The following is an 11,100-nucleotide window of genomic DNA, read 5'->3' on the forward strand; positions in this document are numbered from 1 at the left end:
GCCGCGCCGGGCAGGCATCGACGCGCGAGGGGCCCCCGCCGTACGGCGGGGGCCCCTCGCGTCACGCGTTCCGTCAGGCCAGCAGGCCCGGGATCGTCGCCTCGTGCGCCTCGCGCAGCTCGGCCAGGGAGAGCGTGAACTCGCCCTGGACGTCCACGACGTCGCCGTCCACGACACCGATCCGGGTCGCGGGCAGACCGCGCGCGCCGCACATGTCGGTGAAGCGGAGCTCCTCGCTGCGCGGGACGGACACGACCGCACGGCCGGCCGACTCGCTGAAGAGGAACGTGAAGGCGTCCAGGCCCTCGGGCACGATCAGGCGCGCGCCCGTCCCGCCGCGCAGGCAGGACTCGACGACCGCCTGGATCAGACCGCCGTCCGAGAGGTCGTGCGCCGCGTCGATCATGCCGTCGCGGGAGCCCGAGATCAGGATCTCGGCGAGCAGCTTCTCCCGGTCGAGGTCCACCGCCGGCGGCAGGCCGCCGAGGTGCTGGTGGATCACCTCGGACCACGCCGAGCCGCCGAACTCCTCCTTGGTGTCGCCCAGCAGGTAGAGGAGCTGGCCCTCTTCCGCGAAGGCGATGGGGGTGCGGCGGTTGACGTCGTCGATCACGCCGAGCACGGCCACGACCGGCGTCGGGTGGATCGCCACGTCACCGGTCTGGTTGTACAGCGACACGTTGCCGCCGGTGACCGGGGTGCCGAGCTTCTGGCAGCCGTCCGCGAGACCACGGGTGGCCTCGGCGAACTGCCACATGACGGCCGGGTCCTCGGGCGAGCCGAAGTTCAGGCAGTCGGAGATCGCCAGCGGCTTGGCGCCGGAGGCGGCGACGTTGCGGTACGCCTCCGCCAGCGCGAGCTGCGCGCCGGTGTACGGGTCGAGCTTGGCGTACCGGCCGTTGCCGTCGGTCGCCATGGCCACGCCGAGGTTGGTCTCCTCGTCGATGCGGACCATGCCGGCGTCCTCGGGCTGGGCGAGCACGGTGTTGCCCTGCACGAAGCGGTCGTACTGGTCGGTGATCCACGCCTTCGACGCCTGGTTCGGCGAGGAGACGACCTTCAGGACCTGGTCCTTCAGCTCGTCACCGGTCTGCGGGCGGGCCAGCTTGCCGGCGTCGTCGGCCTGCAGCGCGTCCTGCCACTCGGGGCGCGCGTACGGCCGGTGGTACGTCGGGCCCTCGTGGGCGACGGTGCCCGGGGGCACGTCCACGATCAGCTCGCCGTGCCAGAAGATCTCCAGGTGGTCGCCGTCCGTGACCTCACCGATGACGGTGGCGGTGACGTCCCACTTCTCGCAGATCTCCATGAAGCGGTCGACGTGCTGCGGCTCGACGATCGCGCACATGCGCTCCTGCGACTCGCTCATGAGGATCTCCTCCGGCGAGAGCGTCGCGTCGCGCAGCGGCACGGTGTCCAGCTCGACCCGCATGCCGCCGGAACCGGCCGAGGCCAGCTCGGAGGTGGCGCAGGAGAGCCCGGCGCCGCCGAGGTCCTGGATGCCGGCGACCAGCTTCTCCTTGAAGATCTCCAGGGTGCACTCGATGAGGAGCTTCTCCTGGAACGGGTCGCCGACCTGGACGGCGGGGCGCTTGGTGGGCTTGGTGTCGTCGAAGGTCTCGGACGCGAGGACCGAGACGCCGCCGATGCCGTCGCCGCCGGTGCGGGCGCCGTAGAGGATCACCTTGTTGCCGGGGCCGGAGGCCTTGGCGAGGTGGATGTCCTCGTGCTTCATCACGCCGATGCAGCCGGCGTTGACCAGCGGGTTGCCCTGGTAGCACTCGTCGAAGACGACCTCGCCGCCGATGTTCGGCAGGCCCAGGCAGTTGCCGTAGCCGCCGATGCCGGCGACGACGCCGGGCAGGACGCGCTTGGTGTCGGGGTGGTCGGCCGCGCCGAAGCGCAGCGGGTCGACGACCGCGACCGGGCGGGCGCCCATGGCGAGGATGTCGCGGACGATGCCGCCGACGCCGGTGGCCGCGCCCTGGTAGGGCTCGATGTACGAGGGGTGGTTGTGCGACTCGACCTTGAAGGTGACCGCGTACCCCTGGCCGACGTCGACGACGCCCGCGTTCTCGCCGATGCCGACGAGCAGGGCGTCGTTCTCGGGGGCCTTCTCGCCGAACTGCTTCAGGTGGACCTTGCTGCTCTTGTACGAGCAGTGCTCGGACCACATGACCGAGTACATCGCGAGCTCGGCGCCGGTGGGCCGGCGGCCGAGGATCTCGCGGATGCGCGCGTACTCGTCCTCCTTGAGGCCGAGCTCGGCCCACGGCTGCTCGACGTCCGGGGTCTCGGTGGCGTGCTTGACGGTGTCGAGGCTCATCAGGCGTTGACCAGCTTCTTGAGGATCGAGGTGAAGAAACCGAGGCCGTCGGTCTTGCCGGTGCCGACCAGCGGCTCGACGGCGTGCTCGGGGTGCGGCATGAGGCCGACCACGTTGCCCGCGGCGTTGGTGATGCCCGCGATGTCGCGCAGCGACCCGTTGGGGTTGACGTCCAGGTAGCGGAAGGCCACCCGCCCCTCGGCCTCCAGCTCGTCGAGCGTGCGCTCGTCGGCGACGTACCGGCCGTCCATGTTCTTGAGCGGGACCTCGATCTCCTGGCCCTCGGTGTAGTCCGAGGTCCAGGCGGTCTCCGCGTTCTCCACCCGCAGCTTCTGGTCGCGGCAGATGAAGTGGAGGTGGTTGTTGCGCAGCATGGCGCCGGGCAGCAGGTGGGCCTCGGTGAGGATCTGGAAGCCGTTGCAGATGCCGAGGACGGGCATGCCCGCCTTCGCCTGCTCGATGATCGTCTCCATCACCGGCGAGAAGCGGGAGATGGCTCCGGCCCGCAGGTAGTCGCCGTAGGAGAAGCCGCCGGCCAGGACCACGGCGTCGACCTGCTTGAGGTCCTTGTCGCGGTGCCACAGCGAGACGGGCTCGGCGCCCGCGAGGCGGGCGGCACGCAGAGCGTCCTGGTCGTCGAGGGTCCCAGGGAAAGTGACGACTCCGATGCGAGAGGTCACGACTCCACCTTCACGGTGAAGTCCTCGATCACGGTGTTGGCGAGGAAGGTTTCGGCCATCTCATGGATGCGGGCGAGGGCGGCCTCGTCGACCGGACCCTCCACCTCCAGCTCGAAGCGCTTCCCCTGACGGACGTCGGCGATCCCCTCGAAACCCAGACGCGGCAGTGCACGGTGCACCGCCTGCCCCTGCGGGTCGAGGATCTCCGGCTTGAGCATGACGTCGACTACGACGCGTGCCACTGGCACTCCCGGTGGTGTGTTGCGTGGGCGGTTCCTTCAGCGTACCTGCCTCCAAATTCTACGCGAGTAGACTTTTGGAGGAGCCCACAAAGACCTCCAGGAAAAATCCATGTGAAAAATCGCGGCGCCCATTGCCGCCGACGTGACACGCTGATGGAATTGCCGGGGCTTCACGATGCCGTGCCGACCGCTGTACAAAGGAATGCAGAGGAAAGCAGCATTGCCCCTCAACAGCCGGAAAATCCGGCATCGCCGCACGTCAGCCACGCCCAACAGGCATGCAGACGCGACGAACCGCAGGAAAGGACCGATATCCGTGGCGCAGCGCGTAGTGGTCACGCTCTTCGACGACATCGACGGCGGAGAAGCGGCGGAAACGGTCACGTTCGGCCTCGACGGTAAGACGTACGAGATCGACCTCAATCCCGCCAATGCAAAGAAACTGCGCAACGCCCTGGCACCCTACGTGGCCGCCGGGCGAAAGCAGGGCGCGAGCCGCACCGGCGCGCCCGCGGCGCCCCGCACGGTGACCTCGCTGGCCCCGGACCCGGCCGCCGTCCGCGCCTGGGCACAGTCGCACAAGATGGAGGTGCCGGCCCGCGGCCGGATCCCCAAGCGGGTCTACGAGGCGTTCCGGCAGGCCAGTTGAGGTCCGCCCCTGACGGGCAGCCAGGAAGCGATTTGCCATCCACCCCCGCCGATCGGCTAAAGTCTGGATCACGCCGAGGGGCGAGGCCGACAGGCCGGACCTCACGCAGCGTGCGGGTGTAGTTCAGTAGTAGAACATCCCCCTTCCAGGGGGAAGGCGCAGTGTGCAATTCCTGTCACCCGCTCTGCATCGCGATACCGACCACTCCGGTGGATCAGGTAGAGTGGTGCTCGCACCGCCCGGTGAAAGCCGGTCGGGAGCAATGCGGACGTGGCTCAGTTGGTAGAGCATCACCTTGCCAAGGTGAGGGTCGCGAGTTCGAATCTCGTCGTCCGCTCGGGATCAAAGGCCCCGGTCTTCGGACCGGGGCCTTTGACGTGTCCCCGGCCCGGTGGGCGCCCGATGACATTTGTCATGAGCAGTCGTGACAGCGCGCACTGCCGGCCGGCGGATTCCGCCGGGAGCCTGAAGGCATGACAGACGTGATCGAGGCAGACGGCCTCCACCGGACCTACTCCGGCGGCTTCGAGGCCGTCCGGGGGATCTCCTTCACCGTGCCCCGGGGCGAGATCTTCGCGCTCCTCGGCACGAACGGCGCCGGCAAGACCTCCACGGTCGAGCTCCTGGAGGGGCTGGCGCGGCCCAGCGGCGGGACGGTACGGGTGCTCGGGCACGACCCGTACACCGAGCGGGCCGCCGTCCGCCCCCGGATCGGCATGATGTTGCAGGAGGGCGGCTTCCCCTCCGATCTGACCGTGGCCGAAACCGTACGCATGTGGGCCGGCTGCACCACGCACGCCCGGCCCACGGCCGAGGCCCTGGAGCTCGTCGGCCTCACCGGCCGCGCCGGGGTCCGCGTCAAGCAGCTCTCCGGCGGCGAACGCCGGCGCCTCGACCTGGCGCTCGCCCTGCTCGGCCGGCCCGAGGTGCTGTTCCTCGACGAGCCCACGACCGGCCTGGACGCCGAGGGCCGCCGGGACACCTGGGAGCTGGTCCGCCGGCTGCGCGGGACCGGGGCGACGGTGTTGCTCACCACGCACTACCTGGAGGAGGCCGAGGCCCTCGCCGACCGGCTGGCGATCATGCACCGCGGCCGGATCGTCACCGCCGGCACGCCCGCCGAGGTCACCGCCTCCCGGCCCGCCCGGATCCGGTTCGTCCTGCCCGAGGGCACCGGCCCCGAGCGGCTGCCGCTCGGCCTGCGGGCCGCCGCGGACGGGCGCCGCGTGGAGATCCGTACCCACGCGCTGCAGGACGCGCTCGGCGAGCTGCTGGGCTGGGCCGCGGGGGAGGGCGTACGGCTGGAAGGGCTCGACGCCCGCTCCGCCTCGCTGGAGGAGGCGTTCCTGGAGATCGCCTCCCGCGCCGACGACCCACCGACCGCGGACGCGTCCGCGGCTGCCGCTGCGTCCTCGTCGGCACCCGCCGCGTCCCCGGCTTCCGCCGTCTCCCCGACCGCCCCGACCGCCGCCGACCCCGAAGAGGTCCGATGAACGCCACCGCCGCGCGCCTGACCGCACTCGGCCGGGCCGAACTCACCCTGCTCGCGCGCAACCGCAACAACCTGTTCGTCGCACTGCTGATGCCGGTGCTGATGATCTTCCTGCTGCGCTCCTCGCTGTCCGGCACGGACGACCTGCCCATGGGCGTCGCCGAGGCCACGGTCGTCGGCGGCACCGGCATGGTCCTCGTCCTCGTCGTCTACATGAACCTCGTCGCGACCTACGTCGCCCGCCGCGAGGAACTGGTCCTCAAGCGGCTGCGCACCGGCGAGGCCCGCGACACCGAGATCCTGGCCGGCGCGGCGCTGCCCGCGTCCGTGATCGCCCTCGTCCAGTGCGCGATCCTCACCGCGCTCGGCCCGGCCGTCCTCGACGCGAGCGCCCCGCGCCGCCCCGACCTGCTGCTGGCCGGCGTCGTCGCCGGGATCCTGCTGCTCGTCGGGCTGGCCGCCGTCACCACCGTGATCACCCGCTCCGTGGAGAGCGCGGGCCTGACCACGCTGCCGTTCTTCCTGGTCTCCGCCATGGGCTCGGGCCTGATGGTGCCCACCGAGGCCCTGCCGGACGCGGTCGCGCCCGTCGCCGAACTGCTCCCGCTCAGCGGGGTCATGGAACTGGTCCGGGCCGGCTGGCTGGGCGTCGGCCAGGTCGGCGGCAAGGAACTGCTGGGCGCCGGCCTCACCACGGTGGCCTGGATCGTGCTGAGCGTGTTTGCTGTCCAGAAGTGGTTCCGCTGGGAACCGCGGCGCTAGCCACCGTCCGGGACCGGGACGGACTTCGGGGGACCGGCCGGACCGGGACGGACTTCGGGGGAACGCGGCGCCGGGGGCTTACGAGAACAGGGGGGTCGGCCGTGTCCAGGCTGACGAGGTGGTGGAGCGGCCGCAGCAGCGCGGCCAAGGTGGAGCTGTACACGCGGTGGACCTTCCACGTCTTCGCGCCGCTGGAGGTCATCGCCCTCGGCGGCATCCCCGTCAGCAGGGGCGACGACATCCGGCTGGACACCCTCGACACGCCGGCCCTGTTCCTGCTGGTCTGCGTGCACGCCGTGCTCAGCGCGGTGCTCGCGTCCCGGGCCCTGGACTGGGGGCTCGGCCGCCGCGAGCGGCCGGTGCGGCTCGCGGCGGCGCTGATCGCGCTCACCGGCTCGGCGACGCTCGCCGTGCTGGTCCTGCTGCGGACCGGTGCGCTCGCGGACTCCTCGGTCGTCGCCGGGGTCGCCGTCGGGCTCGTCAGCTTCACCCTCGGCCATCTGTCCCTGTGCCTGCCCAAGGTGAAGCACATGCTCGGCACCGTGCCGGTGGCGGCGGTCGGCGTGGGCGCGGTGGTCGCGCTGCTCGGGATCGGGCTTCCGGAGGCGGTCGGCTTCACGGTCGGCATCCTGTTCGGCGGCACCGGCCTCGTCGGCGCCTGCGGCTTCTCCGGCTGGCTGCTGCGGATCGTGTGGGAGCTGGAGCGGTCCCGGGAGCTCAAGGCGCGGCTCGCCGTCGCCGAGGAGCGGCTGCGGTTCGGCCGCGACCTGCACGACGTCATGGGCCGCAACCTGTCGGTGATCGCGCTGAAGAGCGAGCTCGCGGTGCAGCTGGCGCGGCGGGGGCGCGCGGAGGGCGCCGTGGACCAGATGACCGAGGTGCAGCGGATCGCCCGGGAGTCCCAGCGGGAGGTACGGGACGTGGTGCGCGGCTACCGCGAGGCGGACCTGCGGGTCGAGCTGGAGGGCGCGCGCGGCGTGCTGGCGGCGGCGGGCATCGCCTGCGCGATGGAACCGGGCGGGGGAATCGAGCTGCCCGGGGCGGTGCAGTCGGCGCTGGGCTGGGTGGTCCGCGAGGCGACCACGAACGTGCTGCGGCACGGGGACGCGAAGCAGTGCCGGATCTCGCTGCGGGAGGAGGACGGGTGGGTCCGGCTGACGGTCGACAACGACGGCGCCCCGGAGTCGGCATCGCCCGCCGCCCCGGTCACCGGCGGCTCGGGCCTGGCCGGCCTCCGCGAACGCCTCGCGGCCGTGGACGGCACCCTGGACGCGGGCCCCCGCCGGGGCGGCCGCTTCCGCGTCACGGCCCGCATACCGCTGAGGCCGGGGCCGGCGGCTGACGCTTCGGCGAACGGGGGCGCGTCGACCGACGCCCCCGAAGCCGTACGGGCCCAGGCGGCCCCCGCCCCCGAGGCCCGTTCCGTGGCCGGTGGAGTGACGAAGGAGATCGTGTGACCGTGCGCGTGCTGCTCGCCGACGACGAGCATCTGATCCGGGGCGCGCTCGCCGCGCTGCTCGCGCTGGAGGACGACCTCGTGGTCGTCGCCGAGGCCGCGTCCGGGCCCGAGGCGCTCGCCATGGCGCTGGCGCACGAGCCGGACGTCGCGGTGCTGGACCTGCAGATGCCGGGGGCGGACGGTGTGAAGGTCGCCACAGCGCTGCGCGACCGGCTGCCCGGCTGCAAGACCATGATCGTGACCAGTCACGGCCGCCCCGGGCACCTCAAGCGGGCCCTCGCCGCCGGGGTGCGCGGCTTCGTGCCGAAGACCGTCAGCGCGCAGCGGCTCGCCGAGATCATCCGCTCCGTCCAGGACGGAAACCGTTATGTGGACCCGGAGTTGGCGGCCGACGCGATCTCCGCGGGGGACTCCCCTCTGACCGCGCGCGAGGCCGAGGTGCTGGAGCTCGCGGCCGACGGAGCGCCCGTCGCGGAGATCGCCGCGCGCGCCTCGCTGTCCCCCGGGACGGTCCGGAACTACCTCTCCTCGGCCGCCGCGAAGCTCGGTGCGGAGAACCGGCACACGGCGGTGCGTCTCGCCCGGGCGAAAGGTTGGGTATAGTGGGCGCAGCGCTACGGCGCAGGCGGACGTGGCTCAGTTGGTAGAGCATCACCTTGCCAAGGTGAGGGTCGCGAGTTCGAATCTCGTCGTCCGCTCCATGAAAGAAGCCCCCGGTCGATCCGACCGGGGGCTTCTTCGTGTCTAGGGTCTGCCCGGTGGATCAGGGCCGGGCAGGCCGCGGCGTCTGGTGCGGTGCATCGCAAGGCGCCGGAGCCCCTCGATAGCGGAGCTATCGAGGCGCTCCGGCAACGCGGCGAGGTGTGCCGTGCCAGGCGTCGCGGCCCCGGCCCTGATCCGCCGGGCAGACGCTAGCTCCAGTTCGTGCCCGTGAGGAGCTCGTACGCCTCGATGTACTTGGCGCGCGTCGCGTCGACGATCTCCTGCGGCAGGGCCGGCGGCGGCTGCTCGCTCGTGCGGTCCCAGCCCGAGGCGGGGGAGGTCAGCCAGTCGCGGACGAACTGCTTGTCGTACGAGGGCTGGGCGCGGCCCGGCTGCCACTGGTCGGCCGGCCAGAAGCGGGAGGAGTCCGGCGTGAGGACCTCGTCGGCGAGGACCAGATGCGGACCGCTCGGGGTGTGCTCGAAGCCGAACTCGAACTTCGTGTCCGCGAGGATGATCCCGCGCTCCCGCGCGATGTCACGGGCCCGGCTGTACACGGCGAGCGTGGTCTGGCGCAGCATCGCGGCGGTCTCGGCGCCGACCTGGCGGGCGACCTCCTCGTAGCTGACGTTCTCGTCGTGGTCGCCGACGGCGGCCTTCGTGGCGGGGGTGAAGATCGGCGCGGGCAGCTCGGAGCCGTCGGTGAGGCCCGCGGGCAGGGCGAGGCCGCAGACCGTGCGGTGCTGCTCGTACTCGACGAGGCCGGAGCCGGTCAGGTAACCGCGGGCGACGCACTCGACGGGCACCATGTCGAGCGACTTGCAGACGAGGGTGCGGCCCTGCCAGTCGGCCGGGGCGCCCTCGGGCAGCTCGGTCGACAGGACGTGGTTCGGCACCAGGTCGGCGAGCAGGTCGAACCACCACAGCGAGAGCCGGGTGAGCACGCGGCCCTTGTCCGGGATCTCGGTGGGCAGCACCCAGTCGTACGCGGACATGCGGTCGCTGGCCACCATGACGAGGTTGCCGGCCTCGTCGCGGTACAGGTCGCGCACCTTGCCCGTGTGGAGATGGGTGAGGCCCGGGACCTGGACAGGCTCGGGCTTTTCTACGAATCCGGACACGGTTCCTCCGCGTAGGTTGATCCAGGAGCGGTCCGATTCTCTCTCACCCGGCCGGGAAGCCGGTGGTCGGGCCGGTCAGTCACGCTTGCAGATGCGGTCCAGAAGGTTGGCGGTGGCGCGCTGGATACGCAGGTCGGTGTGGCCCGGCCGGTCCAGCGCGGGCGACCAGGCGAAGGTGCCGGAGGCGAACACCCAGGCGCCGGACGGGGATCGGTACAGCGAGGTCTCCTGGTGCCGGAGCGCGCCCTCGGTGTCGCGGTAGGGCGAGTGGGCGAGCAGGATGCGGCTCTCGTGCGGCGGGAGCGCGGTGCGCGGGAAGTACCGGTCGGCCTCGCCGGCGACCAGGCCGGGGATCTCGTCGCCCTCGCCGGCGCCCGTCGCCTCCCAGAGCCAGTGCCCGGCGTTCCGTACGACCAGCGGGGACGGTTCGGGGACCCGCCCGGCGTACTGGATGCCGAGGAGTTGCTGCTCGGGCCGGTCGATCTCGCGCCACAGCGCGGGGCGGCCGGGGCCGCGTCGCTTGCGGCAGGTGAGCAGCCGGTCGGGCGCGCCGGACGGCGAGGGGCCGAGCTCGACCTGCCAGTACAGGCTGTTGGCGGACAGGAAGACCAGGGAGGTGCCCTGTTCGCGGGCGAGCTCGACGGTCCGGCGCATGGGGACGGACCAGTACTCGTCGTGGCCGGGGAAGACCAGGCCGCGGTAGCGGGTGGGGTCGACGCGGCCCGCGTGCAGATCGCGGGTCTCGGCGTAGGCGAGGTCGTAGCCGTAGCGCTCGGCCCAGCGGATGAAGTCGTAGGCGTGGCCCACGTGCAGCGGGAGGCCCGCGCCGGCGTACGGGCGGTCGAAGGACACGGTGACGGCCGCGTCCTCCTCGCCGAGCAGCCGGCCGTCCTCGTCCCAGGCGTGGTAGAGGCTGGCGCCCGTGCGGCCGTCCTCCGGGTAGAGGTTGTACGCCTGCCAGGTGATGTCCGGCAGGACGAGCAGCAGGTCGGCCGGGTGGTCGTCGCGGACCGTGAACGGGATGTGGGAGCGGTAGCCGTCCACGGTGGTGAGCACGGCGACGTACGCGCCGATCGACCAGTACGAGGGGATCTGCAGCCGCCAGGACTGCCACCAGTGGTGGCAGGAGACGGTTCGGTCGGCGGTGAGCGGCGGCGGCTGGACGATGCCGGCGAGCCGCGGGCTGGTGGTGATCTTGGCGGCGCCGTCGCCGCCGTAGTGGCCGATCCGGTAGACGTCGACCGAGAACTGCTGGGGCGGGTCCACGGTGATGTGGAAGTCGATCGCCTCGCCGGGCGCGACCGCCGCGTCGGAGGCGAAGCCCTTGATCTGGCGGCGCACGTCGTCGGCCGTGCGCGGGCCGCCGCCGCTCGTCGCGTCGAGGGTGGCGTCGGCGTACCAGGGGACGACCTGGCCGGTGTCGTCGAAGTAGTGCTCGCTGCCGCGCAGCCAGGGCAGCGGGCCCTGCCCGAAGGGGTCCGTGACGGCGTGGGCGAGCGCCCCTGATTCCCATCGCCGGATGTGTTCCGCCCCCATGTTGCGCCCCTCCCTCGACTCCCCCGCGCCTGTGGTGGTGTGTGCGTCCGCCGTGCGCCGTGGCGTGCCTGGCGCAAGCCTGGCGCGAGCCGTGGCGCGGATCCGTTGTCAGTGCCGAAACCCAGCACATCACA

General features: G+C 72.0%; 10 protein-coding genes and 3 tRNA genes. 8 read left to right on the forward strand and 5 right to left on the reverse strand.

Going from position 1 to position 11,100, the window contains the following annotated elements:
* Positions 1 to 73 precede the first annotated feature (73 nt).
* Genes purL through purS form a run of 3 tightly spaced genes read right to left on the reverse strand, consistent with a single transcriptional unit; the run spans position 74 to position 3,245 of the window.
* A complete protein-coding gene (gene purL, locus ACNJ93_RS15015; RefSeq protein ID WP_418957913.1) occupies positions 74 to 2,323 on the reverse strand; it encodes a phosphoribosylformylglycinamidine synthase subunit PurL in 2,250 nt (749 codons plus the stop codon).
* Positions 2,323 to 3,003 (reverse strand): phosphoribosylformylglycinamidine synthase subunit PurQ, encoded by a 681-nt coding sequence (gene purQ, locus ACNJ93_RS15020; RefSeq protein WP_418957914.1) that lies wholly within the window; start codon positions 3,001 to 3,003, stop codon positions 2,323 to 2,325. The genes purL and purQ overlap by 1 nt, the downstream gene beginning before the upstream one ends.
* Complete coding sequence (gene purS, locus ACNJ93_RS15025) at positions 3,000 to 3,245, reverse strand: phosphoribosylformylglycinamidine synthase subunit PurS (protein WP_418957915.1); 246 nt, start codon at positions 3,243 to 3,245, stop codon at positions 3,000 to 3,002. Before purS ends, purQ begins: the two co-directional genes overlap by 4 nt.
* Before the next feature lie 316 nt (positions 3,246 to 3,561).
* Here purS and ACNJ93_RS15030 point away from each other — a divergent pair, with 316 nt between their 5' ends.
* The 8 genes from ACNJ93_RS15030 to ACNJ93_RS15065 all read left to right on the forward strand — a co-directional run bounded on the left by ACNJ93_RS15030 (position 3,562) and on the right by ACNJ93_RS15065 (position 8,308).
* Positions 3,562 to 3,894 (forward strand): histone-like nucleoid-structuring protein Lsr2, encoded by a 333-nt coding sequence (locus tag ACNJ93_RS15030; protein ID WP_418957916.1) that lies wholly within the window; start codon positions 3,562 to 3,564, stop codon positions 3,892 to 3,894.
* Positions 3,895 to 4,006: 112 nt separating this feature from the next.
* A tRNA-Gly gene (locus tag ACNJ93_RS15035) sits at positions 4,007 to 4,078 on the forward strand.
* Positions 4,079 to 4,158: 80 nt separating this feature from the next.
* Positions 4,159 to 4,231, forward strand: a tRNA-Gly gene (locus tag ACNJ93_RS15040).
* A gap of 136 nt (positions 4,232 to 4,367) precedes the next feature.
* Complete coding sequence (locus ACNJ93_RS15045) at positions 4,368 to 5,387, forward strand: ABC transporter ATP-binding protein (RefSeq protein ID WP_418957917.1); 1,020 nt, start codon at positions 4,368 to 4,370, stop codon at positions 5,385 to 5,387.
* Positions 5,384 to 6,148, forward strand: a complete 765-nt coding sequence (locus ACNJ93_RS15050; RefSeq protein ID WP_418957918.1) for an ABC transporter permease — start codon at positions 5,384 to 5,386, stop codon at positions 6,146 to 6,148. The genes ACNJ93_RS15045 and ACNJ93_RS15050 overlap by 4 nt, the downstream gene beginning before the upstream one ends.
* Positions 6,149 to 6,249: 101 nt before the next feature.
* Entirely contained in the window at positions 6,250 to 7,605 is a 1,356-nt protein-coding gene (locus ACNJ93_RS15055) for a sensor histidine kinase (RefSeq protein WP_418957919.1), read from the forward strand.
* Positions 7,602 to 8,210, forward strand: a complete 609-nt coding sequence (locus ACNJ93_RS15060) for a response regulator (protein ID WP_418957920.1) — start codon at positions 7,602 to 7,604, stop codon at positions 8,208 to 8,210. The genes ACNJ93_RS15055 and ACNJ93_RS15060 overlap by 4 nt, the downstream gene beginning before the upstream one ends.
* 22 nt (positions 8,211 to 8,232) lie before the next feature.
* Positions 8,233 to 8,308 (forward strand) — tRNA-Gly (locus ACNJ93_RS15065).
* 210 nt (positions 8,309 to 8,518) lie between these two features.
* On the opposite strand, the gene ACNJ93_RS15070 is transcribed toward ACNJ93_RS15065, so the two are convergent.
* A complete protein-coding gene (locus ACNJ93_RS15070) occupies positions 8,519 to 9,430 on the reverse strand; it encodes a phosphoribosylaminoimidazolesuccinocarboxamide synthase (protein ID WP_418957921.1) in 912 nt (303 codons plus the stop codon).
* Between the two features lie 75 nt (positions 9,431 to 9,505).
* Positions 9,506 to 10,966 (reverse strand): N,N-dimethylformamidase beta subunit family domain-containing protein, encoded by a 1,461-nt coding sequence (locus ACNJ93_RS15075; protein ID WP_418957922.1) that lies wholly within the window; start codon positions 10,964 to 10,966, stop codon positions 9,506 to 9,508.
* Positions 10,967 to 11,100 lie beyond the last annotated feature (134 nt).

Source organism: Streptomyces tritici (assembly GCF_048500665.1).
Lineage (GTDB): Bacteria > Actinomycetota > Actinomycetes > Streptomycetales > Streptomycetaceae > Streptomyces > Streptomyces tritici.

What these genes read in the sequence shown, in the direction of transcription:
- ACNJ93_RS15075 (WP_418957922.1), bottom strand. Translation starts at nt 10,966, where the DNA reads ATGGGGGCGGAACACATCCGGCGATGGGAATCAGGGGCGCTCGCCCAC.
- ACNJ93_RS15045 (WP_418957917.1), top strand. Translation starts at nt 4,368, where the DNA reads ATGACAGACGTGATCGAGGCAGACGGCCTCCACCGGACCTACTCCGGC.
- ACNJ93_RS15050 (WP_418957918.1), top strand. Translation starts at nt 5,384, where the DNA reads ATGAACGCCACCGCCGCGCGCCTGACCGCACTCGGCCGGGCCGAACTC.
- purL (WP_418957913.1), bottom strand. Translation starts at nt 2,323, where the DNA reads ATGAGCCTCGACACCGTCAAGCACGCCACCGAGACCCCGGACGTCGAG.